At 50.3% G+C, this 23345-nt stretch carries 20 protein-coding genes and 1 other RNA gene; 8 read left to right on the forward strand and 13 right to left on the reverse strand.

The window, feature by feature from the left end:
- Positions 1-239 precede the first annotated feature (239 nt).
- The 3 genes from ACFQ03_RS12665 to ACFQ03_RS12675 form a co-directional block, all read right to left on the reverse strand.
- The gene (locus tag ACFQ03_RS12665) at positions 240-1013 is read right to left on the reverse strand and encodes a DeoR/GlpR family DNA-binding transcription regulator (RefSeq protein ID WP_144937639.1); all 774 of its coding nucleotides are present in this window, start codon (positions 1011-1013) and stop codon (positions 240-242) included.
- 152 nt (positions 1014-1165) lie between these two features.
- Entirely contained in the window at positions 1166-2158 is a 993-nt protein-coding gene (locus ACFQ03_RS12670) for a hydroxyacid dehydrogenase (RefSeq protein WP_379288482.1), read from the reverse strand.
- A gap of 174 nt (positions 2159-2332) precedes the next feature.
- The gene (locus ACFQ03_RS12675; protein ID WP_379288484.1) at positions 2333-3697 is read right to left on the reverse strand and encodes an extracellular solute-binding protein; all 1365 of its coding nucleotides are present in this window, start codon (positions 3695-3697) and stop codon (positions 2333-2335) included.
- Between the two features lie 209 nt (positions 3698-3906).
- On the opposite strand from ACFQ03_RS12675, the gene ACFQ03_RS12680 reads away from it, so the two are divergent.
- Together ACFQ03_RS12680 and ACFQ03_RS12685 are read left to right on the forward strand one after the other, a co-directional pair.
- Entirely contained in the window at positions 3907-4935 is a 1029-nt protein-coding gene (locus tag ACFQ03_RS12680; RefSeq protein ID WP_379288486.1) for a Gfo/Idh/MocA family protein, read from the forward strand.
- 153 nt (positions 4936-5088) lie between these two features.
- Positions 5089-5934 carry an AraC family transcriptional regulator gene (locus ACFQ03_RS12685; protein WP_379288488.1) on the forward strand — a complete coding sequence of 282 codons (846 nt, stop codon included), beginning with the start codon at positions 5089-5091 and terminating at the stop codon, positions 5932-5934.
- Positions 5935-6441: 507 nt separating this feature from the next.
- Here ACFQ03_RS12685 and fsa read toward each other — a convergent pair.
- The 4 genes from fsa to ACFQ03_RS12705 all read right to left on the reverse strand — a co-directional run bounded on the left by fsa (position 6442) and on the right by ACFQ03_RS12705 (position 10339).
- The gene (gene fsa / locus ACFQ03_RS12690; RefSeq protein ID WP_144941718.1) at positions 6442-7098 is read right to left on the reverse strand and encodes a fructose-6-phosphate aldolase; all 657 of its coding nucleotides are present in this window, start codon (positions 7096-7098) and stop codon (positions 6442-6444) included.
- A 101-nt stretch (positions 7099-7199) separates the two neighbouring features.
- A non-coding RNA gene (gene ssrS / locus ACFQ03_RS12695) (6S RNA) lies at positions 7200-7382 on the reverse strand.
- A gap of 106 nt (positions 7383-7488) precedes the next feature.
- Entirely contained in the window at positions 7489-8400 is a 912-nt protein-coding gene (locus ACFQ03_RS12700; protein WP_144941720.1) for a YesL family protein, read from the reverse strand.
- 403 nt (positions 8401-8803) lie between these two features.
- Positions 8804-10339 (reverse strand): DEAD/DEAH box helicase, encoded by a 1536-nt coding sequence (locus ACFQ03_RS12705; RefSeq protein ID WP_144941722.1) that lies wholly within the window; start codon positions 10337-10339, stop codon positions 8804-8806.
- A 325-nt stretch (positions 10340-10664) separates the two neighbouring features.
- Here ACFQ03_RS12705 and ACFQ03_RS12710 point away from each other — a divergent pair, with 325 nt between their 5' ends.
- From ACFQ03_RS12710 to ACFQ03_RS12730, 5 genes are all read left to right on the forward strand, one after another.
- Entirely contained in the window at positions 10665-11204 is a 540-nt protein-coding gene (locus ACFQ03_RS12710) for a DUF4178 domain-containing protein (protein WP_379288491.1), read from the forward strand.
- A 16-nt stretch (positions 11205-11220) separates the two neighbouring features.
- Positions 11221-11964, forward strand: a complete 744-nt coding sequence (locus ACFQ03_RS12715; RefSeq protein WP_379288493.1) for a DUF4247 domain-containing protein — start codon at positions 11221-11223, stop codon at positions 11962-11964.
- Between the two features lie 310 nt (positions 11965-12274).
- Positions 12275-13096: a YitT family protein gene (locus ACFQ03_RS12720; RefSeq protein ID WP_144941728.1), complete on the forward strand. Its 822-nt coding sequence runs from the start codon at positions 12275-12277 to the stop codon at positions 13094-13096.
- Positions 13097-13271: 175 nt separating this feature from the next.
- The gene (locus ACFQ03_RS12725) at positions 13272-13460 is read left to right on the forward strand and encodes a hypothetical protein (protein WP_144941730.1); all 189 of its coding nucleotides are present in this window, start codon (positions 13272-13274) and stop codon (positions 13458-13460) included.
- 331 nt (positions 13461-13791) lie between these two features.
- Entirely contained in the window at positions 13792-14958 is a 1167-nt protein-coding gene (locus tag ACFQ03_RS12730) for a putative glycoside hydrolase (protein ID WP_379288495.1), read from the forward strand.
- Between the two features lie 211 nt (positions 14959-15169).
- On the opposite strand, the gene ACFQ03_RS12735 is transcribed toward ACFQ03_RS12730, so the two are convergent.
- Complete coding sequence (locus tag ACFQ03_RS12735) at positions 15170-15736, reverse strand: nitroreductase family protein (RefSeq protein ID WP_379288497.1); 567 nt, start codon at positions 15734-15736, stop codon at positions 15170-15172.
- 1588 nt (positions 15737-17324) lie between these two features.
- On the opposite strand from ACFQ03_RS12735, the gene ACFQ03_RS12740 reads away from it, so the two are divergent.
- A complete protein-coding gene (locus ACFQ03_RS12740; protein WP_379288499.1) occupies positions 17325-17999 on the forward strand; it encodes a hypothetical protein in 675 nt (224 codons plus the stop codon).
- Between the two features lie 582 nt (positions 18000-18581).
- Here ACFQ03_RS12740 and ACFQ03_RS12745 read toward each other — a convergent pair.
- From ACFQ03_RS12745 to ACFQ03_RS12765, 5 genes are all read right to left on the reverse strand, one after another.
- Positions 18582-20903, reverse strand: a complete 2322-nt coding sequence (locus tag ACFQ03_RS12745; RefSeq protein WP_379288501.1) for a glycoside hydrolase family 95 protein — start codon at positions 20901-20903, stop codon at positions 18582-18584.
- 35 nt (positions 20904-20938) lie between these two features.
- Positions 20939-21712 carry an SDR family NAD(P)-dependent oxidoreductase gene (locus ACFQ03_RS12750; RefSeq protein WP_379288503.1) on the reverse strand — a complete coding sequence of 258 codons (774 nt, stop codon included), beginning with the start codon at positions 21710-21712 and terminating at the stop codon, positions 20939-20941.
- Between the two features lie 69 nt (positions 21713-21781).
- On the reverse strand, positions 21782-22168 hold the full coding sequence (gene rbsD, locus ACFQ03_RS12755) for a D-ribose pyranase (protein ID WP_144931897.1): 387 nt from the start codon (positions 22166-22168) through the stop codon (positions 21782-21784).
- Positions 22165-22374: a hypothetical protein gene (locus ACFQ03_RS12760; RefSeq protein WP_144931900.1), complete on the reverse strand. Its 210-nt coding sequence runs from the start codon at positions 22372-22374 to the stop codon at positions 22165-22167. The genes rbsD and ACFQ03_RS12760 overlap by 4 nt, the downstream gene beginning before the upstream one ends.
- Positions 22375-22468: 94 nt before the next feature.
- The gene (locus tag ACFQ03_RS12765; RefSeq protein ID WP_150959599.1) at positions 22469-23263 is read right to left on the reverse strand and encodes an SDR family NAD(P)-dependent oxidoreductase; all 795 of its coding nucleotides are present in this window, start codon (positions 23261-23263) and stop codon (positions 22469-22471) included.
- Positions 23264-23345: the final 82 nt, after the last annotated feature.

Raw genomic sequence — 23345 nt, forward strand, 5'->3', positions numbered from 1 at the left:
TGATGCAGTGCTCTTGCTCATGAAATGTTACAAGGTTTTACAGCTTTGCTATCATGCAAGCGGAATGCTATTGGCAGCTATTCGCGGATAGGAAAGACAGGTTCCGGAATTAGCCTGACGGACCAACGATCTTTCTTTTGTGACAATTTGCTTTCGTTTACTTTCATTTATATTGTACTGCAATTCAGGCGGAGTGACAATGATTTTTTGTCCGCGCGCCATGTCTGGAGCCTGTTTCTCTATACGAGGATAAGCTCGATGCCGAGGTCCTCGATCCGCCGAGCATCCTCATCGGACAACTGCTTGTCGGTAATTACCGTGTGCACAACATCCAACGGCGCGATGTGGGAGAACATCACCTTGCCGAACTTGCTGCGGTCAGCCACCACAATGACTTGCTTAGCAATAGCAATCATCTGCCGGTTCACGCTTGCCTCCAACAGATTCGGAGTCGTCAGCCCTTCCGCGAAGTCGAACCCGTCCACCCCCATGAACAGCTTGTCGACGTTCAGCTTGGCCAGCGACTGTTCGGCTATCGGACCGACCATCGCAAACGATTTGGCCCGCAGCTTGCCGCCGGTCAGAATTACGTCCCATCCGGGAGGACTTCCGAGCTGCAGGGCGATGTTGACCGCATTGGTCACGACCGTTAAATCGGTCTTCCCCGTCAGCTTGCGGGAAAGCAGCATATTCGTGGTCCCCGGTGTCAACAGAACCGATTCCTCATCCCCGACGAGCTTCGCTGCCGCTTCGGCAATCCGTTCCTTCTCCGCCGCGTAAGCCCCCGCCTTCTCGGAGAAGGATAGCTCGCGGGCCGTTTCCGGAAAAGCCGACTTCAAGGCCATGGCTCCTCCATGGGTTCGCACGAGCAGCTCCTTCTCCTCCAGCCTCTCCAAATCTCTTCTGACCGTTACCGGGGAAACCCCCAGCGCTTTGCTCACCTGGGCTACCGTCACCTTCCCTTGGCGGTTGACCATCTCGACTATTTTAATTTGCCGTTCTTCCGCAAACATCCGTTACCTCCTGATCCAATTCCAGCCTTAAATGATCGTTTGTGATTATTACTATTCGTTTGTGATCTTTTTTCTACTTCCCATTATAACGTATTCAAAAAATAAAGACAGGTATATTAAAGAAATTTTTAATATACCTGCCCCAATTTATTTTAAGCAATCGTATGGAGTTTCTGCAGATTCACTTCGCCATCCATCGGCTCCCGGTTGAGGAAACGGCGGATTTCGTCAACGGAATATTGTCCCATTCTTTGCTTTCCGTTATTGACCGCTCCGGCAATATGAGGAATCAGAATGACATTCGGCAGACGCCGGAACGGATGGTCCTGCCGGGGAGGCTCCGGATCGGTCACGTCGATGCAGGCTGTAAACCTGCCCTTCTCCAGCTCCTCCGCAAGAGCATCCTCATCAATCAGACTGCCGCGGGAAGTATTGATCAGTACCGCATCATCTTTCATCAGAGCCAGCGTTTCCCGGTTAAACATCTTATCCGTCTCGGGAATTGAAGGGGCATGGATCGAAACGACATCGGAACGAACCAGCAAATCCTCCAGACTGACTTTCGTCGTTCCCATCGCTTCCGCCTCCTCCTGGCTTACGAATGGATCATACAGAAGGATGTCGACATGGAAATTTCTCATCAGCTGGATATAATGGCGGCCCGCCCGGCCTGCTCCCACGACTCCTATCGTTACCCCGTAGAGCTCGCGGATTTTATCCTTATCTTTGTTCCATTCGCCTTCCCTGGTATTTCTGGCAAGCTGCCACATGTTCTTAAGCGAGGTAATCGTTAATCCCAACGCGGTCTCCGCTACACCGATCCCAAGCGCCCCATTGGCGCTGCTTACCCTTATGCCCTTGGCCGCCATTTCGGGACTGACAATCCCTTTGACGGTTCCCGCTGCGTGCATCACAAGCTTCAAATCGGGCGCATAAGCAAGAATCTCCTCGTTTATTCGCGGACTGCCCCAAGTTGTAATAACGATATCCGCCCCTTTAATCCATTCCTTCGCCTCTTCCGGAGTCGGACTGTGCTTGGCTTGGCTTTCCCTTAACGTTCCCAGCTGACGAAGCTGGTCCAAATGATTTGGCGTAAAAATCCCGCTCAACACTTCACTGCCCGCCAGCATTACTATTTGGCTCATCTGCTCTAGCTCCTTCTTTGGCTTAATGTATCACCTGGGTCATATTTGACCTATATCTATCACAACCTCATCATAATGTAGACTAGAAACGAATGTCAATCCCGTATGGAAATAAATCAAAATATTCATTTTCTCCACTAGTGTATATGTAATGCATTTTCTGCTCTCAAGCCGCTAACCACTCAGGCATCGCTCCAGACTCTCGCACAGCTGCTGTTCGTCGCATAACCCCGACCAATACATTTTGGCCTGCTGAGTCATCCTCACAATGTCATCGTTGGACAATCCAAGCTCATCATAGAAGCTGAAGGTCGGCGCCACCTCCCGATACAGATGAAATCTCTGCGGCCGGTAATGGGAATCGGGGCCGGTCCATTCCGCTGCCGGCTTCAGGGCGGGAATGCTTAATGTGTTCTTCCGCACAGCCAATTGCGCAGGGTATGAGGTCAAGAAATCGATCAGCTTGCGGGCGGCCTCCTTGCGGGAAGAATTCCTATTCACAATCAACCCTATGACAAGCAGCAAGGTTTTGCCGTTGCGAAGGTGAGGGAGAGGGGCAATGTCCCAATCTCCCTTCATCGATCTGAGCCTATTCATGGCGAAATAACTGGTCATAATCATCGAAGCTTTGCCCTGCCGGAACAATTCCTCTGCATCGGACTCCTGGTCGAACATAGGCATAGTCCGCTGATTGACAATCAGGTCGCGGCAAACCTTAAATCCCTCCATCCAATCGGTGCCGCAGATTATCGGCCGACCGTCCGGTTCCTTACGCAGCGAGCCTCCGCTTTGCAGCAAGAAGACCGGCCACCGATTGCGGGATTGCAAATGAAAATAAAACCCCAGCCTTTCGTTCGGCCGAGTCAATTGGGAAGCGACCTGCGACAAATCCTGCCAGGACCAGCCGCTGTCCGGCTCAAGCAGCCCGTTCGCCCGGATATGCTCCCGGTTATAGCACAGGACCAGGGGAGAGAACAGAAACGGCTTCGCCATGAGTAAACCGTCTGCCGTAAAAGCATGGGTTACGTAAGGATACATGGAGGGATCGGGGGGCTGCTCCTCCAGCCAATCCCTTTCCTTCCCATCCAGGATCGATTGATAGGTCGGATAATTGACGGTTGCTGCATCCAGCAAGCCTGCCTCCAGGTATTCCTTGATTCCGACATCGCCCGCAATGGGAACGGCCTGCACCCGGATTTGCGGATATTGCTCCTGAAACAAGGTTAAGAGGTGATGAAGATCAGCTTCATAAGCCATCGATTTATAATAGCCAAACCTAACCGTTAATGTCCCGCCATCGTCGGGCCGAGTCACCCGGTTGCCCACTTTGGGCACCTTTACGATCAACCCTTCCCGAACTAAGACCTCCAGCCCTTTACGAACGGACCGGTTGCTTAGATGGAACTGCTCACCGAGCGATTTCTCGGAAGGCAAATAATCTCCGGTCTGCAGCTTGGAGGTAAGAATATCTTCTTTTAATCGGTTTACCATTTCATCCAGCCGAAGATGAAAGGTTTTACGGCTTGGTTTATCTGCCATGAGTTCTGTTCACCATCCACTTCAGAGATCCGGGAATTAACTGAATCCTTCACTTGACTTCAACATTACATCAACAGGCCAACGATAGTCAAAAGAATGGTCATTCCGGTTAACGAGAATCAAGTAAAGGCCATTCGGATGTGCTAGGCTATCCCTAGGAATCAGATCCTTCACAGGATGCCAAATGACTTATTGAGAGGTGAATGGGCATGAGAAAGCTAAGATTTGCCATCGTGGGCGCAGGAGTGATCGCTCCCTTCCACGCCAAGGCGATTACGTCCAACCCGCAAGCGGAGCTGGTAGCCATTGCTGATGTAGAGGAGCCCAAAGCAAAGAAGCTCGCTGAGGAATTTTCCGTTAAAGACATTTATACCGATTACGAAATCATGCTGCAGAGAGAAGATATCGATGCGGTTTCCATCTGCGTTCCCAGCGGACTGCATGCGGAGGTTGCCATCGCTGCCGCCGAAGCAGGCAAGCATATATTTTGCGAGAAGCCGCTTGATATTACCGTTGACAAAATGGATCGGATGATCCGCACGGCAAGGGAGCGCCAGGTCAAGCTCGGGGTTGTCTATCAGCGGCGCACCTTTCCCGCTGCCATCGCAACCCGCAAGGCGATTCAGGAAGGAAAGCTCGGCAAGCTGGTGCTGGGCGATGCCTACCTGAAATATTACCGCAGTCCGGAATATTACCGGAGCGCCGGCTGGCGGGGTACTTGGGAGCTGGACGGAGGAGGAGCCTTGATGAATCAGGGAGTTCACGGAGTGGATTTGATTCAATGGATGGTCGGGGACGTCGAGTCGGTCTTCGCCTATTCCGCGCCGCTCGTTCGCTCGATTGAGGTCGAGGATACCGCTGTCGCCGCCATCAAGTATAAAAATGGCGCCTTCGGGATTATTCAAGGAACGACCTCCGTTTATCCCGGAATGGAAACACGCTTCGAGATCCATGGAGAGAACGGAACGATCATCTTCGGAGACAGCGGGATCAAGCAATGGAGCTTCGCCGACTCCCAGGAGGAAGCCCCGCAGGTAGAAGGAACTTTGGCCGCCAGCAGCAGTGCCACGAATATTTCTAACGACGGCCATTTCGTACTGGTCGATGATCTGATTCAAGCGATCCGGGAGGACCGCGACCCGATGATTACCGGGGAAGAAGCGAGCAAAGCCGTCAAGCTCATTCTGGCCATTTACGAATCAGCCCGCACAGGTCGGGAAATCAAACTCGATTATTGATTATGCTCGCAGCAGGAGCTCCATGATGGCCCCCTTCCGATGAATTTGTAGTATAATAAGTCCCAAACGGGATAGATTTCGCGGCGGAAATTCAGGCAAGATTTGTTCATCGCTGCCGTCTTAAGGAATCTGCCATTCATCGGGAGGATCCATATGTCCAGCGCTTCTTATCCATACCCGCTCCTTAACGGATTTGTCTATCGAAACAACAGGCCGATCATTCGGCCTTCTTTCCATTCCCACAGCCAATATGAAATTTATTATTTTCACAGCGGCCGCTGCAGCTATATGTTGGGAGATCAGGTCATCGACCTGGTTCCGGGCGATTTTATACTGATGAACGGAATGACGCCGCATTGTCCCAAAATAGACCCGAGTGAAGAATACGTAAGGAGCAATCTATCTTTTGATCCTTTCTTCATAAATATACTGGAGGAGAAACCGCGTAATCTGGAGCTGCTGAAGCCGTTTCAAATTTTGAGAAACCATCATCTTCGTCTGAACGGTCACCTCAAGTCCGCAATGGAAGAGCTTCTGCAGCGCCTTCACTGCCATTACGGCCGAACCGATTTATTCTCCTATCACCGGCTGAGACTGACCTTTATCGAGCTTCTTCTGTTCATTTATGAAATGTGTCAGGAGGAAATGAACAAGCGTATGGAGGCGCCGCAGGAGAAAGAAAAGATCGTGCAGAGCATTCTTGCCTTCATTGAAAGCCGTTACACAGAAAATATTCATCTGGATCAACTGGAAGATGCACTGCATCTGAATAAGTATTATTTGGCCAAGTTGTTCCGTGAGGTGACCGGACAGACGATCTTTACCTATCTGTATCAGAGGAGAATCAACCAAGCGAAAATGCTGTTCATGCTGGATCGCAACCAATCGGTCACAGAGGTCGGATACCTCGTCGGGTTCAAGCATCCAGCTCATTTCAGCCGTCTCTTCAAACAGCAGGTGGGCATGACCCCCGATCAATATCGCAAAAAAATTAAATAACCGGTTGTTGAAACTATAATCCGATTTTGACCGAACGTCCATGACCTTCACACCTTTCAGCGGCTCAAACACGAGCAAGGACGTCGCAAAAGACGAGCAAAAGTGCATTAAAATCCCGTCTTTTTCCAACAAGAGAGCGAAAGACGCTCAAATGTGCAGGTCTTTTTGCCAAAAAGGAGCCGTTTCGCAAAAATCGCTCCAAAGACCTGCACAATTGCTCTAGAATCAGGCATGACGCGGTTTTTTCGGGAAAAGACCTGCATTTTTGCTTTAGAATGAAGCATCGGGATGCTTTTTCCAAAAAAACCTGCACAATTGCTTTACAATTTGAAGCATCGCACGGCTTTTTCGCATGAAAACGAGAACCTCCCAGTGTACATACGAAAAAGGACCTCACATTCCACAGCAAAGGTGGATGATGAGGTCCTTTTTTCTCGATGAAACCGGGCGCCGAGCGGGCTGAAATTCGCTAACCGATTTCGGCCACAGCCCCTAGCCGTTTTCGCTTTAGAAAGTACCGAGGTTTGCCTTCTCCCAATCCTCGGAAAACTTCGCGATCCCCGCATCTGTCAACGGATGCTTGATCATGGATTGGATGACTTTATACGGCATAGTTGCAATATGAGCACCAACCAGGGCCGCTTCGATCACGTGAGCGGAATGGCGGACGCTCGCAGAAATGATTTCCGTTTCGATTTGGTGTGTCTTGAAGATGCTGCTGACTTCCTCGATCAGATTCATCCCGATCATGTTGATGTCATCCAGCCGGCCGATGAACGGGGATACGTAAGTAGCACCTGCTCTAGCAGCCAGAAGCGCTTGGGTGGACGAGAATATCAGCGTCACATTCGTCTTGATTCCCAATTCGCTGAAACGGCGGGTAGCCTTCAAGCCTTCCTCACACATTGGAACCTTGACCACTATTCCCGGCCCGATCTCAACGAGCTTCTTGCCCTGCTCCACCATCTCATCCGCATTCAGGCTGATAACCTCTGCACTGATCGGAAGGTCGCCGACTATCGATACCATTTCTTTAATCGTTTCAAAAATATCTCTTCCTTCTTTGGCAATCAGGGAAGGATTCGTCGTAATTCCGGAAAGAACACCCAGCTCATAGGCTTGTCTCACTTCTTCCACGTTGGCTGTGTCGATAAAAATTTTCAAACAAAAAACCTCCTAAATAAGAATATAAACCCCACGAGGGGCTTATTAGACAGACTACTATGTATCATACAGGCAATCTTTAATTCCTGTCGGATTCTAAATTAAGACCCGCAAATGCCGTCCGATTTTCTTGTTTCGAAACCCGCTCTCAGCAGGTGGGTGTCCGCAGCAGTACTTTTGAAGTCCCCTTTAGAGGGCATGACAGCCGTACGGCAATGTTGGACTCCCTAGAAACATACATTGGTTCAAAACAACGTAAATCGTAACGCACATCGCAGGAGGTTTGAAACTGTATTATTCATTATAAAGATTGAAGGGCAAAAAGTAAACCTCGCAAGCTCCGATTGGGCAGGGGCCCATATAGGACCCGCTTATCGGATGGATTGTCCATTAGTCTTTCTTATCGGACCGGATTTCATTCGCAGAATCGTCTTTATGCGGCGGCTCCTCGTCGGACGAAGAGCTCTGTCCTGCTTGATCACGACTGTGATCTTCCATTCTATCTGCATTCGCAGTCTCAGACTGTTCGTGTTCCTTGTCCTGATTCTCGCGCTCTTTCTCCTCCTGCTCTTCCTGCTCCCGCTCGGCTTGGAGCTGCTCCAGCTTCTCACGCTGCTCCTGAAGCTTCAGGAAACCACGATGAAAATGCCAGAAGGTGACAATGGCAATCAGACTTCCCATAAAGAAAGGAATCAGAAACGTATATCTGAAGCTGATCATTACGATAGCCACGTTGGACACGATGATGATTAACGAAGCGATAGGCCGGCCAATCGTAATCAGGAAGCTGTTCTTAAGAATTTGCCAAAATTTCATATGAAAATGAACCATGATGGACAGATAATTAAAGAAGGAAGCAACAAGTATAAAGAATAATGTAATAAACAGATAAGATAAAAGGCTCAGCGTTCCTTCCTGGGACCCATAGAACTGATAGTTAACATACAGGACTCCAGTTAGAATCAGATAGGCAATTCCACCCAGCATGCTCTGTAAATAATTTTCCTTGTAGCCCCGAAAAAACGTTTTCAATAATGGCACATCGACGTCACCGGTTACCCACTTGCGGGCAACTGTAAATGCGGCGGCCGTAGCGGGGACAACAGTAAAAGGAGAGACGATTCCGATAAGAAACAGCCCTTGTTTGAACAAATCGACTGTGTTCTCCGGATTGAGAAATACTACTAGCATGAGATAGAAGAAAGGCAATGAGCATAGCACCCATAGAAGATTGGTGACGGATAACCTCATTATCCATTCGGAGATGCGGTAAAAGCCCCCCATTAGTCCGCGGAATTCCAAACCAGTTTCCTCCTTCGATTGAGTCTGACTATTCGCATTCGTCTATTATAGCCTATTTCCATATAAATCGGTAGGGGGAAGCTCTCGCCGGCATGTTCAAACACTGCAATTTCACGTCACGGGACCGCTGATCAATCGCCCAAGGGTAAACGGCTATCGCCGTCCTTTGGACAGGCACGTTTCCAAGAAAATCATGCTGATCAATTATGAGAGTATCCCCTTGAAATTAGTCTGGAAGGATAATTCGCCGATAACGGACTAAACGGTCCGCCCTGGGCTTTATAAACGAATCTTGTAGATTATGCACCCCAACAAAAAATCTCTTGCAACCGACCGATTACGAGATCTGCGGCGCAAGAGATTTTTATCTAAGATGTTAATTCATGCCGTAACTGCCAGACGATTAATGGTTGCGCGTATAGGAGTCGCGGTCGCGTCCGTAGCTGTTGCCGGAACGGGAACCGCCGTCCCGCCGATTATCTCCGTCCCTGCGGGAATAACGCGAACCTCCTCCGTATCCTCCACCACCGCCCTGACGGTCTCCCCGGCGGAAGTTGGATTTGAAGTTGCCGCTTGGTCTTCTACCCGAGCTTCGAACATCCGGCCGGCGCTTCTTCGCGCGGATTGGCTCCTCGGGAGTTAACTCGATGCTAACCTCTCTAGCTTCTCCTGTAATCAGCTTCATTGCGGCAGCCAGCAGGTTGACCGAATCATACTGCTCGAGCAATTGAATGGCAACGCCCTTGTATTGCTGGGCCCCATCGTTATTGATGATCTCGATCAGACGTTCCGCGGTCAGCCGTTGTTTGCCCTCAATAGCCTCCGCCAGCGACGGCAGCGGCTTCCGTGCGATCCGGTGGCGGGTTACCCGCTCGATGAAATGCAGATGGTCAATCTCCCTAGGGGTCACGAACGTCCAAGCCGTTCCTTCCTTGCCTGCGCGGCCGGTACGACCGATTCTGTGGACGTAGCTTTCCGGATCCTGCGGCAGGTCGAAGTTGACTACGTGCGATACCCCTGACACATCGAGACCACGGGCCGCCACATCGGTAGCCACCAGCACGTCAATGCTTCCGTCTCTGAACTTGCGCATAACCGTGTCCCGCTGATTCTGCGACAGGTCCCCGTGCAGCCCTTCCGCCGAATATCCGCGCTTCTGCAGAGCTTCCGACAGCTCATCGACACGCCGCTTCGTTCTTCCGAATATAATGGCCAGATCCGGAGCCTCCATATCGATCAGACGGCATAGAGCCTCGAATTTCTGTTTTTCATGTACTTCAATATAGGACTGCTGAATTAGGGGAGCGCTGACTTGTTTCGGAATGACGGAAACATGCTGCGGATTGTTCAAGAACTGCTGGGCCAACTTCTGAATGTTGGGAGGCATGGTGGCCGAGAACAGCATCGTATGCCGCTCGTCGGGGACAAGGCTCAGAATGGATTGGATGTCATCCATAAAGCCCATATCGAGCATCTCATCCGCTTCGTCGAGTACAACCGTGCGTACATCCTCCAGCTTAATCGTCTTCCGGTTAATATGATCCAGCAGACGTCCGGGAGTCCCGATTATGATCTGCGGCCGCTTCTTCAGGGCACGAATCTGCTTGACGATATCCTGTCCACCATAGATCGGCAGGGAACGGATGCCTTTGAACCGTCCGAGCTTCTCGATCTCCTCGGCTACCTGGATAGCCAGCTCCCGGGTAGGACACATAACAAGCGCTACAATTTTATCTTCCGACGGCTGAATTTTATGAATTAACGGTACGCTGAACGCAGCGGTTTTACCGGTTCCGGTTTGTGCCTGTCCGATCAGGTCCAATCCTTGCATGGCAAGCGGAATCGTTTTTGCCTGAATCGGGGTCGCTTCTTCAAATCCCATTTCAGTAATTGCTTTTAAAACTTTTGGCTCCAGGCCAAATTCTTGGAAGTTTTTCAAATGTTTCAGTCTCCTTTTTCTATTGGGCAAAAGTCACCCTGTCTTCTTCCCTTAAGTGCGACGGTGCGACATTTTCTATTTTATATATCGTCCTTTATTACAAAGGTGAAAACTTATCGACAAACAAAAAAGCATTTTCCACGGGTACCGGGAAAACACCGCCGAACAGCCGTACTTAAGAACAATAATAGAAAGTATATCATAACCCGTCTATCATTGACCAGTTCCGTTGTTCTTAATTTCCCTTTTTTTCCGTGCGAAACCACAAATACCGCTATCACGTATATAGCTGTATGTAGATCAAGACGGAGGAGCGTTGAATTTCATGTCCATATTCAAAAGGATCGGCTCGATTCTGAAAAGTCACAAAGAAGAACCTTCTTCCCATACCGAGCTGCATAATCCCTATGAAGAAGCTTCTGTAGGGGACATTGTCACTGTAGAGCTCGAGCAGTACGTAATCAGCGGCAAGGTCGAATATTACGACCCGGGGCATCCTCCCCACCGCTATGCCTATTATTTACAGAACGGACGCCAAATATGCTGCCTGCTTATCGAAAAAGGCCGGACTTACGAATGCTTCCTCACTCAATTTCTCGAAGGGGCTCTGGATGATCCGAACGACGTCCCTACCCTGCTCGATGTGGACGGGGAAATTCAATACGAGTTGGAGCATTACCGCAAAGACATTACGCGCACAGCGGGAAATACGGATTTCCGCAACGGGGACGAAATGATGATTTGGCGATATTTTTCAACCCGGGACCGCTACTTTTTCCTGCAATGGCAGGATGGGAAATTCGTTGCTCTACAAGGTGAGAGAATCCCTTCCGCAGACGTAAAATTTATGAGATCAGCCCAATAATGAGGAGGTGTTCGGCATGAAGCGTTGGGTATCCATCGTCGCGGCTTTTCTTGTGCTTGCTCTTGTGGTTGGATGTTCCAATGCCGGAAGCTACGTCAAGGAACACTATCCATTAACCGAGGTTATAGGAAAAGGAAAGGATACGTCCCGAATTTACTTTGCCGAAGGCCAGGACGTTCCTGCGGTTGCGGCCCTGCTGGCCAAACAGGAGAAGCCTAAGGAAATCAGCGAAGAAAATCCGGAGCACATGTTCCTGGTTTACAGCAACAAGCTGATTCATCTGCAGCAAGACCCGGAGAATGAAGAAAACACTCTGATCGAGATCAGTACGGCGGAATATGTCAAAAAGCACTACGATTCTTCCTTCCTGGAAGGTTTTCTGACCGGCGCGATATTGAATTCTTTATTCGGAGGCTGGGATAGTTCGTGGGGCGGATCCGGGAAGGTTCAGGGGGACTCGACAACGGTTCCTTCCAAATCAACAGGGGATAAATCGACTTCCTCCGGAACCAGCCCGCCCAAAGCGAAGGATAGCCCGACGACTTCCGACCGCACGGGAAGCTTCAGCAGTAAAAACGCCAAAGACGACAAGAACAAGGCCAATTCCATAGAACCTGCTCCAACTTCCAAGCCAAAAAGCACCGGAACCTTCTCGTCGAAATCTTCATCCAGGAAGAATGACGGTTCCACTCCGACTTACAAGAAACCGAGCAAACCGAAGACCAGTAAACGTAAAGGCTCTTTTTCCAGACGAAGGTAGGGGAAAATTCCCCCGTTCTGCAAAAATTGACACAGTCTGGCTTTCAGGGACAAACCAGAGACCTTGGTCGGTTTAGAAGGAGCTTCGGTAACGTGCTCAGTTGACTGTATTCAGTAAACAAGTGACAGAAAATATTCCATGTAACAAGTGCGTCTATGTACGTCAGAGCCGGCATCCTATAAGCATCTTCTCTCAGGAGGGGATGCTTTTTGCCGCGAATAAATTTCTGACAGCTTTTTTTACCATAGGAAAAAGGATACACTACTGTTGTAATCCGAAAAATTAACAATCTCTGTAAGGAGGAAGCCCGTTGAGAAGATATGCCGGGGAGATATTCTACATATTGCTGGGGGCGGGTATTCTGGCTGCCAGCTTCAACCTGCTGCTGATCCCACACCAGCTGCTTAGCGGCGGACTGTCGGGAGTCGCCATGCTGATCGGCTATTTTACCGATTGGAATATCGGCCTCATTTATTTTATCGGAAACCTTCCATTGATTATATGGGGGCTTATTACGATTGGCCGCCGGTTTATTCTGCTAAGCGTCATCTCAGTCATTGCCACCACCTGGCTAATGCAAATCATTCCGGTGATGGCGGTAACAAGCGAGCCCATCCTCGGCGCCGTATTCGGCGGAGTACTCTTCGGGATTGCGACCGGACTTTCTCTTAGAGCGGGAGGATCAACCGGCGGCTTCGATATTATCGGCTCCATCGTTACCCGCAAGCGGGATTTCCCTCTGGGTACCTTCCTGTTTACCGTTAACGGATTGGTTATACTTGCTCTCGGTTATTTCAAAAACAATTGGGACCTTGCCCTGTACTCGATGCTATCCATCTATTTGACCTCCAAGCTGATTGATACTATCCATATCCGGCACGTCAAGGTAACGGTCTTCATCATTACCCGCAATGAGCAAAGCCTGATCGATGAACTGGTCAAGCTCCCCCGGGGCGTCACCGTGATCCGAACGGAAGGAGCCTTCACACAAACTTCCCAAACGATGCTGATGACGGTCACCACCCGATACGAGCTCGCCGAGTTAAAGAAAATCATCTTCCAGACCGATCCCAAGGCATGGGTGAATATTGTGGAAACGACAGGCATCTGGGGTGATTTTCGCCGGCTTTGATTTTCACAGATAGATGGGGGCGTTATAGCCTGGGGTGATTTGGCAATGCAAGTGAAGTTTCGTTATGTTATAATATAACTGTGTAATTTCATAGCCTTCTGGTGTTATCCGTCTTTCCGCTTCATTCCACTATCTTTTCCTGATCGACCTAATACGATTGGAAGGGTGATGATGTATGGAAACAGTTAAGCTATCCAGGATTGTTATGAAATGGACGCCGGAGCTATATCCGTCCTTAAAGCAAGCGGAACTTGATTCCCAGATCGTTCTGGCGAACGGTATGGACGCTTTGGAATATAACGATGCTTTGGAGATCATTCAATACAGCATCTCCGAACATCAGAAAGACGCCCCTCTTCATTGAAGGGCGTCTTTCTTTTTAATTATTTCATATATTTAAACTGTGGTCGGTATGACTATTTTACTATCCCGTTGATGATAGCTATCCGGTTTCTAACGGAAGTCCATCTGCAATACAGCGGCGGGGATTGATTCTGATCACTTTTCCAACCTGTCTTCATTAATTTGTCCTCCGAAGTACTTTAGGCTCTTTAATGGAGTCCCTCCTTCCCTTATAATGGATTTATTGCTCTATTCTGTGACGAAAGGTTGAAGAAGGTTTTTTTCGAGAAACAAGAAGATTCGTCTTACGGACAGCAAGAGTAAAAACAACGATGAATTGGGAGAGAGTTATTATGGAAATGATTTTGGCCGCCATGCTGATGCTGTGGGGCAACGTCTCTTCGGCCAATCCCGATGTGACGCTGGATCAGCTGGTGCAGGCATCCATGCAGGTACCCGCTCACGGGGAGGAATTCGATCCACTCCGGCCGGTCTTCAAGAAAGATCCCCAGCCCGATACCCCTACGATCAGAGGAATTTATGTGACTGCGCACAGCGCCGGCGGGTCTCGACTGAATACGCTGCTTGAACTGGTAGACCAAACCGATCTAAACGCCATGGTCATCGACGTCAAGGATGATTGGGGAAACATTACTTACGATACCGGAAACTCGAAGCTGGAAGCTTACGACACTACATACAAGATCATTCCCGACATCCAGAAGCTGATGAATACTTTGAATGAGCATGAGGTTTATCCGATCGCCCGGATTGTCGTATTCAAGGATACCATTCTAGCCAATAAACGGCCGGAGCTTTCCTTTCTTAATCCGGACGGAAGCTTGTGGGCTAACGGCAAAAAACCTCCGGAAAGCTTCGTTAATCCGTATTCCAAGGAAGTCTGGGACTATAATATAGAAGTTGCCAAAGAAGCGGCCAAAGCCGGATTCAAGGAAATTCAATTCGATTATGTCCGGTTTCCGGAAGGCTTTGAAAAAAGAGACAGTATCCTCCAATACGAGCAGGACGAACGCAGCCGGGTCGAAGCCGTTGCCGGATTCGTCAAATATGCGAGAGAGCAGTTAAATCCGCTCGGGGTCCGTGTCTCGGTGGACATCTTCGGCTACGCCGCCTCGGTTCCCGCCGCTGAAGGAATCGGTCAGGACTTTGAGAAAATATCGCAAAACGTCGACGTCATAAGCGCAATGGTTTACCCGAGCCACTATACCACCGGCTGGTTCGGCGCGAAGGTTCCGGATGCCGAGCCGTATACAACGATCAGCGGTTCGAGCGTCGATACGCACAAGAAGCTGGAGCCTCTTGGCCCCCTTAAGCCGATCGTCCGGCCATGGATTCAAGATTTCACAGCCACTTGGATTCCGGGGCATATTAAATACGGCAAGAAAGAAATCGAGGAGCAAATCCGCGCCTTGCATGATAACGGCATTGAAGAGTTCCTCTTATGGAACGCGAGCAACAAGTATACTCCCGGGGTCAATTACATCAATCCTTCGCCATAACCGTCGGTGTTGTCCGGGAACTTCATAAAAAAAGCTGCCAGCCCGTTTGGCTGTCAGCTTTTTTCTTTATTTCGGCCACCCCATCCGTTCTGTCTTAGCCGATCATAAGATCTGCGTGGATAATCATCTACTCGAACCAGGGTGATTTTCATTCGCTGTCTCGGTCTCATATTCGTACCAGACCATTATTTCTCTTAGCCATCCCGATCCCTTACTCGTACCAGATCGTTTTCTGGGCAAAGGATGTTTTCGCAGGCGCCGGGGGCTGACCGTTCTCGGGATATCCCAAATAAATTAAACCGGCCACCTCCTCATGCTCCTCCAAGCCAAACGCCTGCTTCATTCTCGGATGATACATCGGGTCTCCCGAACGCCAAATAGCTCCAAGCCCCAGCGAATGAGCGGTCAACAGCATATTTTGCACCGCTGCATGAACGGCGGCCATTTCCTCAATCCAGTGGACCTTGGGCATGGAAGTTGGCGATGCGGCCACCGCAATGATGACCGGAGCGCGAAACGCCTTGTCCCAATGCTTGCGCAGCTGCTCCTCGCTTACCGGAGTACCGGCCGCTTCCTCTCTGGCGATCTCTTTATAGGCGTCGGCCAAACGGTTGCGCCCCTCCCCAGTCATGACAAAAAAACGCCAAGGCTCCGTTTTATAATGATTAGGCGCCCATACCGCCGCCTCCAACAGCTTTTCGATCAGTGACTTATCCACCGGATCAGGCTTAACTCTGCCGATGCTTCTTCTTCCTTTAATCGCTTCCTCTATTCGCATAGTATGGCATCCTCTCCAGAAAAATGTAATTAGCCCTTTCGATAATCAACAGTACTATCGCTTACCGAAGGATTAGTTAATGTAAATTGGTAAAACTTGGATCCATTTTTGATAATGATTATCATTATTACCATTATAAGAGAGCTTTGAGGATATATCAATCCTGCTCCCCCATCGTTTTCTCGGTATGTTACGGCACTATATAGGCTGGTCGTCCAAGTCCATTGATGATGTTGAGCGGCTGCGCAGGTGGGGTTAATGCTGGGCGTAAGGCTTCGTTGTCTTAGTGCTGCAACTTGTCCTCCCAGTCGGGCACGGTTCATGGATTTCAATATTACCTGGTGGAGGGGCTCGGTTTTACGTGAAATCCGCAGGCCTTTTTGGGGAAATCTGGAGTGCGATGCCCTATTCTAGAGCGATTGTGCACGTCTTTTTCGGTAAAAGCGGCGCCATGCCCTATTCTAGAGCGATTGTGCAGGTCTTTTTCGGTAAAAGTGGCTTCACGCCCTATTCTAGAGCGATTGTGCACGTCTTTTCGGAAAAGGCGCGTCTCGCCCTGATCTAGAGCAATTGTGCACGTCTTTTCGGAAAAGGCGCGTCTCGCCCTGATCTAGAGCAATTGTGCACGTCTTTTCCTGAAAAAGTGGGCGAGTGCCTTATTCTAGAGCGATTGTGCAGGTCTTCGGAGCGATTTCGGCGAAATCGCTCCATTTTATCAAAAAGAAATGCACTTTTGATCGTCTTTCGCTCTTTTTTGGAAAAAGGGCCGGATTTTAATGTACTTTTGCTCGTCTTTGAGCTATGCTTCCTTACCGCTCGAGCTTTCCCAACCTATGAGCAACCTTCCCTGCTTTAATCGTTCATGAGTCTCGTTTCCATTTCAACTTTTACTTATCTCGCCTACGAGCCATTCACCTTTTCACCACTTTAACCTTTCTCGCCCATAGGCCATCTTTTCCACTTTAATTTTACACGTTCATGAGTCCCGTTTCCTTTTCCACTTTATTTTTACTCGCTCATGAGCCACACTACCCTTTTCCCGCTTTAACTTTTTCCACCTATGAGCTTCCTTCCCTGCTTTAATCGTTCATGAGTCTCGTTTCCATTTCAACTTTTACTTATCTCGCCTACGAGCCATTCACCTTTTCACACTTTAATCTTTCTCGCCCATGATCCATGCTTCCTTTTCACTTTATTTTTACTCGCTCATGAGCCACACTACCCTTTTCCTGCTTTAACTTTTCCCACCTATGAGCTACCTTCCCTGCTTTAATCGTTCATGAGTCCCGTTCCCTCTTCTACTTTTACTTATCTCGCCTACGAGCCATGCACCTTTTCACCGCTTTTACTTTTCCCACCTAGTGAGCCACTTTTTCCACGTTACCTTTTTCTCGCCAATGAACCTGTGGTAATCGTCCGTAAAAATTACTATTAAATTCCATCGCAATACTAAATCAAAAAACTGAATAAGCTATTCTTCCGATTCCATTGTATACATGATAATATAGAGTTATAAAGTGACGAAGAACGTCCCTATTCATCTCTTGATGGATTAGGGGCGTTTTATTTTTTTGGAGGAGGGATTTATTTGGAGTTTAAAGAGAAGCATGCAGAATGGTTGAATGATCATTTGCAAAGAAGATCAGGTGAGAGAAGAGGAAGGCTGGAACGAGGACATAGTCACGGGGAAATTAAATTTTTGCAAAATGTATGGTGGCCGCTCCATGGGAATTTTGACCATCTTCATCCTGAATATGAAGTTCCTGATTGGCGGGGCAGACCCTTTTTCATTGACTTTGCTTGGCTCCCCGGACATATCAAAATTGCGTTCGAAGTAAAAGGATTCGGGCCTCATATCCAAAACATGGACCGTAAACGGTACTGCGATGAATTGAACCGGGAAACATTTCTACAAGGTCTGGGGTTTCGTGTGGTATCCATTCCTTATGACGACGTGGAATCGCGTCCCGAATTAACGAGAAGCTTGCTAAGAATACTATTAAATCGCTATATGTTAAGTGAGAAAGAAGCTGAACGCTCCCTTTTTATAGAAAGAGACGTGTTGCTTCTGGCCTTTCAACTTCGACGGCCCATTCGACCGATCGATGTGGTGAAAAAGTTTCAAGTAAATCAAAGGACTGCTGTGCGGCTTTTGCGTACTCTTTGCTCCAAGAACAAGCTTCGTCCTATTCCAGGCAAGGTAAGTTCCAAAGTCTATCGATATGAGTTAATTCGTAGTTTTTCCGACGATTTCTTATGGTAATTGGAACTTATTACGTTCGTACATGCGAGAAATCTATGATGGGAGAGAACCGTTTACGTGCAAATCTGCAGGCCGTTTGGGGAAGAGGCGGCGAGTGGCCTATTCTAGAGCAATTGTGCACGTCTTCCCTCGACAAAGCGGCGCCACGCCCCGATCTAGAGCAATTGTGCACGTCTTTTCGGAAAAGGCGCGTCTCGCCCTGATCTAGAGCAATTGTGCATGTCTTTTCCCGCAAAAGCGGCCAAGTGACTTATTCTAGAGCAAGTGTGCAGGTCTTTTCGGTAAAAGGCGGCGTCTCGCCCTGATCTAGAGCAATTGTGCAGGTCTTTTCCCGCAAAAGCGGCCAAGTGACTTATTCTAGAGCAATTGTGCAGGTCTTCGGAGCGATTTTGGCGAAATCGCTCCATTTTATCAAAAAGAAATGCACTTTTGATCGTCTTTCGCCCTTTTTTGGAAAAAGGGCCTGATTTTAATGTACTTTTGCTCGTCTTTGAGCTATTTTCCCTTTTTTTGCCAGTAATTTTCCCGCCCAAGGGCCACTCACCCTATTCCGCAGGAACTTTTCATCATCAGACGAACCCGTTATTCGGCAGCCAATACCTCGTATTCACTCCCGGCCTGCGTGTCGAAAGCATATAAGGCGGCTTCCGGCGAGACTGTGCTGATGATTTGCCCCGCGCTATGGACCACCAACGGTTGATCGCTGCGCAGAGTGCAGCGGCTGCCCGCATTGGAGCGGAGGATGGCTCGGGTCAAGCGGCCTGCGGCCCATTCCAGATCCACCTCGAAGCCGCCTCGCGCCCGCAAGCCGCGGATATGGCCGTCTGCCCATGCAGCCGGCAAGGCAGGCAGCAGCCGCAGCTCTCCTCCGTGCGATTGCAGGAGCATCTCGGCAACTGCGGCCGTTCCGCCGAAGTTGGCGTCGATCTGGAACGGCGGATGATTGCCGAACAGATTCGGCAGCACCGATTGGGCCAGAAGCGCATAGAGATGCTGATAAGCTTGCTCAGCATCTTCCAGCCGCGCCCAGAAGTTGACGATCCATGCCCGGCTCCACCCGGTATGCCCGCCCCCATGGGCCAGCCTTCGCTCTAACGTCCGTCTCGCCGCATCGGACCAATCCGGCGTCTGGCGAGCGTTGATTTGCTCCCCGGGATGGAGCGCGAACAATTGTGAAATATGCCGGTGCCCGGGCTCCGGTTCGTCGTAATCGTGAAGCCACTCCATAATTTGCCCGTGCTTTCCGATTTGCGGCTGCGGGAGACGGCTTCTCGCTGCTTGAAGCTGTTGGCGGAACGACTCGTCCTCATGCAAAATTTCTGCCGCTTCTATACACGCTGTAAAGAGGGCGTACAATATTTGCGAATCCATCGACGGCCCCATGCATAGTACGCCTTGGCTGCCGCCGGCAGCCAAATATTTGTTCTCCGGCGACAGGGACGGGCCGGTCACCAGACGGCCCTGCTCATCCTCGACCAAATAATCGAGGAAAAACTCGCATGCCTCCTTAAGCGTGGGATAGGCCCGCTGCGCAAGGAAATTTTTGTCCAGCCCATAGCGGTAATGCTCCCATAGATGGAGCGACAGCCAAGCCGCGCCCATCGGCCAAATAATGGAGGAGAGAATGGCTCCGTCCATGGCCGTGTCTCCCCACAAATTGGTGTTGTGATGAGCGACGAAGCCTCTAGCCCCGTACACTCGGGATGCCGTTCGGCGCCCGCTGGCCTTCATGCGGTCGATTAAGTCAAAAAGCGGCGCGTGGCATTCCGCCAAGTTGCAAACCTCGGCGGGCCAATAATTCATCTCCGTATTAATATTAATCGTATATTTCGATTCCCAGCTCGGGGTAAAATTATCGTTCCAGATGCCCTGAAGATTGGCCGGAAGCGAGCCGGGGCGGGAGCTGGCCATTAACAGATAACGGCCGAATTGAAAAAACTGCTCGATCAAGCCATGATCCGGTTCCCCGGCCTGAACCCGCTCCAATCGTTCATCCGTAGGCATGGAAGACCTCCTGCTGGCATCCTCCGGATCAGCCAGCCGCAGCTCCACTCTCCGGAATAAAGCACGGTGATCCTGCTCATGCCGGCTGCGCAGCTCTGGATAGGCCGTATTCGCGGCGGATTTCAACCTTCCGCGGCATACTTCCAGCGGCTGCTCATGGCGGTATGTCGTTGCCGCTGCGAGATAGAGCGTAATCGAGTCCGCTTCCTCAACCGCGAGGAAATCCCCGACAACCCGCACTCTTCCGCCATCGCTGACTGCTTGCAGTGCCGCACAATATTCGATCCCGTCCGGGCCGCATTGCCCCGCCATCACGATCGAATCATCGCCAATCGAGACCGTTCCGCGGTCGAAGGGCCGCCGGCTAAGATTCGCGCTGAGCGTTAATCCTCCGGGCTTGTCACAGAGCAGCCGGATAACCATCACGTCGTCTACGGCACTGCAAAACAGCTCGCGAGTATAGTTCACCTGGCCGATCGTATATTCGACCCGGGCCACCCCCGCATCCATATCGAGCTCTCTCCGGTAATCCTCTACTTTCCCTTGCTGACCGGAAAAATATAAATTCAAATCGCCCAGCGGCTGATAGGGACCGAAATATTTGGGAGACGAGGTTAGCGCCATTCGCGCCAGCCGTTCAGCTTCCTCGGGCCGTCCCGCGAACAACAGTCTGCGGATTTCCGCAAGATGCGCCGGTGCGTCGGGGTTGTCTCTCTCCATCGGTCCCCCGTACCAGACTGAATCCTCGTTCAGTTGAATTTTCTCCTCGGCCATTCTGCCGAATATCATCCCGCCGAGCTTGCCGTTGCCGATCGGAATCGCCTGGACCCATTGGGCGGCCGGCTGACGATACCAAAGCCTGTTCCTGTTTAACGCGGGGTCTGCTATAACCTCTTGCAATCTAATCCCTCCCGGCTACAAGAGTAACTTCTTCCCTATGCATTTTTGCCAAACACGACTCCACCGTCAATATATAGGGGAGAGCCCATCATAAACTTCGATTCGTCCGATGCCAGGAACAAGGCGGCCTTGGCCACATCCTCCGGCCTTCCCAGCTCGCCGCTGAGCTGGCGTGTCTTAAGCGATGCGATAGCCGCTTCCGGATCGTCATAAGACGTCCGCAAATAATTCTCGACGAACGGTGTCAGAATCGTACCGGGCAAGAGAGCGTTGACCCGAATGTTATACGGGGCATAATCGACCTGCATCGATTTCGTCAGAGCCAGAACCGCACCTTTGGTCGCTGCATAAGAAGCGCGCCGGGCCAAGCCGATTTCGGCAATACAGGAAGACATGTTAATAATCGAGCCTTCCTTGCGCTCCATCATATGCGACAGCACATATTTAGAGGGCAGATATACTCCCTTGATATTAATGCTCATCACCTTGTCCCAATTCTCCGGCTCCACCTCATGGAGAGCGCCGACTCCACTGATGCCGGCGTTGTTGAACAACACGTCAATCCTTCCCCATTTGGCTATCCCCTGAGCAACCATAGCCTTAACTTCCTCGGGGCTCGTTACATCCGCCTTCAGGAAGATAGCTTCCCCGCCGTCTTCTGCAATCTGCTTGACGGTCTCCCGGCCCTTCTCCTCATCCAGATCGTTAACGATTACGAGTGCGCCTTCCCTGGCGAATAACAGGGCGGTGCTTTGCCCGATTCCCGAACCGGATCCGGTAATCAGACACACTTTGTCCTTCAATCTCATCGTTATACCTCCTGACTCCGTTTATAATATGTACCGCTCATGCATGGGCTCCGGCTTACTCACCGCCCTTCACCCCGATACGATCATAATATTGGCATAGGGCGTCGTATCCCCTGTACGAATGACAGCCCTGGATTCCGGACAAATCTCCTTGAATCTGACATGAGGCACAATGGTCCAGCCGACTCCGGGAACGATTTGCTGCATAGCCGCGAAGCGCTCAGGGCTGGCCGCAAGCATTTCTTCCGTGACGATGATTCGATCAATAATAAACTCCCGGTTCACGGCCTGCAGAACATCCATGACGGTGGGCAGATCATCCACCAGCGCCAGGTCCAGCCTTTCTACGGACGTAGGCACCGGGAATCCTTTATCGCTAATTGTGATCAGGTCGGTGTGGCCGGTTTCCGCCAAAATCCGGCTCAATTCCGGATGGAGAATTCCGCTTTTCTTCATTTCCGTTCATCTTCCTTGCCGCCACCGATGACCTGGTTTCGTTGCTCCAGCGTAATCTGCTCGCGTATGGATGGGGCGGGCTTCTTGAAATAGAGCTTTTCCCGCCCGTCTACCAATACCACACTGACCAGCTCCCAGCCTTGCTCGCCCCAATCCGCCAGGACATCGGTCTCCGTTGTCGTCCTGTACTGCCATCTTGCCGTCATCCTTCATCCTCCCTCTCAAAGACGCCGCCATCAACGGATCCATATCCTTCTGCCTCGCTCCATAGGCAGCGAATTCTCCCACCGCACGACTTTCTTATCTTTCCATATGATCTTCCGGCTGCGCGGCTTTGACAGTCAATCCGCCGTCCACCATCAGCAAATGGCCGTTCACCTGCATCGCTTCCTCCGACGCCAAGAAAACAACAGCGTCACCGATCTGCTTAGCCGTACCCAGTCTCTTCATCGGATTCGCTTCAATCTCCTTCTGGCGGATAGAAGGATCGGCCAAATAATCGGTACACATATCGGTATCGACCGTGCTTGGGCCTACCGCATTCACATTAATGTTATATTTGCCGAGCTCGATCGCCATTCCTTTGGTCAGCATGTGAGCGGCTGCCTTCGAGGATTGATAATGGGGAATGACCGGGCTCGTCACCATCAGACTGGCCGTCGACAGGACATTGACGATTTTCCCGTACCGTTTATTCACCATTTTCTCCGCCGCCCTCTGCGAGCAGAGGAAAATCGATTTGACATTAGTGTTATAAGTGCGGTCCCAGGTTTCTTCCTTTATCTTCAAAAAGGGCTCAAACGGAGCAATTCCGGCATTGTTTACCAAAATTTCCACCTCGCCAAGCTCCTGCTCGACCTGCTCGAACATCTCCAGAACCTGATCTTTACGGCCGACATCGGCCTGCACTACCATTGCTCTTGAGCCTAGAGCTTCCACCTTGGCCTTGATGGCTTCTGCCAGCTCGCGGGACCGGTCGGACGTATAATTGATGGCCACGTCCGCCCCTTCTTCAGCCAATCTAAGCACGATAGCCTCTCCGATACCGCGGCTGCCTCCAGTGACGAGCGCAATTCGCTTTTCCAATCTTTTCACTTTATTCTCCCCTTCCGCAGGTATAGCAATGAAAACATGAATACTGGCCCTCAATCGTCGCGGGCTTTTATCTATAATTCCG

The organism is Paenibacillus residui, assembly GCF_042677205.1.
GTDB classification, from domain to species: domain Bacteria; phylum Bacillota; class Bacilli; order Paenibacillales; family NBRC-103111; genus Paenibacillus_L; species Paenibacillus_L residui.

Coding starts and splice junctions, on each gene's coding strand:
- ACFQ03_RS12670 (WP_379288482.1), bottom strand. CDS start 2,158: ATGAGCCAAATAGTAATGCTGGCGGGCAGTGAAGTGTTGAGCGGGATT.
- ACFQ03_RS12680 (WP_379288486.1), top strand. CDS start 3,907: ATGAGAAAGCTAAGATTTGCCATCGTGGGCGCAGGAGTGATCGCTCCC.
- rbsD (WP_144931897.1), bottom strand. CDS start 22,168: ATGAAGAAAAGCGGAATTCTCCATCCGGAATTGAGCCGGATTTTGGCG.
- ACFQ03_RS12730 (WP_379288495.1), top strand. CDS start 13,792: ATGGAAATGATTTTGGCCGCCATGCTGATGCTGTGGGGCAACGTCTCT.
- ACFQ03_RS12715 (WP_379288493.1), top strand. CDS start 11,221: ATGAAGCGTTGGGTATCCATCGTCGCGGCTTTTCTTGTGCTTGCTCTT.
- ACFQ03_RS12665 (WP_144937639.1), bottom strand. CDS start 1,013: ATGTTTGCGGAAGAACGGCAAATTAAAATAGTCGAGATGGTCAACCGC.
- ACFQ03_RS12685 (WP_379288488.1), top strand. CDS start 5,089: ATGTCCAGCGCTTCTTATCCATACCCGCTCCTTAACGGATTTGTCTAT.
- ACFQ03_RS12725 (WP_144941730.1), top strand. CDS start 13,272: ATGGAAACAGTTAAGCTATCCAGGATTGTTATGAAATGGACGCCGGAG.
- ACFQ03_RS12750 (WP_379288503.1), bottom strand. CDS start 21,712: ATGAGATTGAAGGACAAAGTGTGTCTGATTACCGGATCCGGTTCGGGA.
- ACFQ03_RS12710 (WP_379288491.1), top strand. CDS start 10,665: ATGTCCATATTCAAAAGGATCGGCTCGATTCTGAAAAGTCACAAAGAA.
- ACFQ03_RS12675 (WP_379288484.1), bottom strand. CDS start 3,697: ATGGCAGATAAACCAAGCCGTAAAACCTTTCATCTTCGGCTGGATGAA.
- ACFQ03_RS12735 (WP_379288497.1), bottom strand. CDS start 15,736: ATGCGAATAGAGGAAGCGATTAAAGGAAGAAGAAGCATCGGCAGAGTT.
- ACFQ03_RS12760 (WP_144931900.1), bottom strand. CDS start 22,374: ATGACGGCAAGATGGCAGTACAGGACGACAACGGAGACCGATGTCCTG.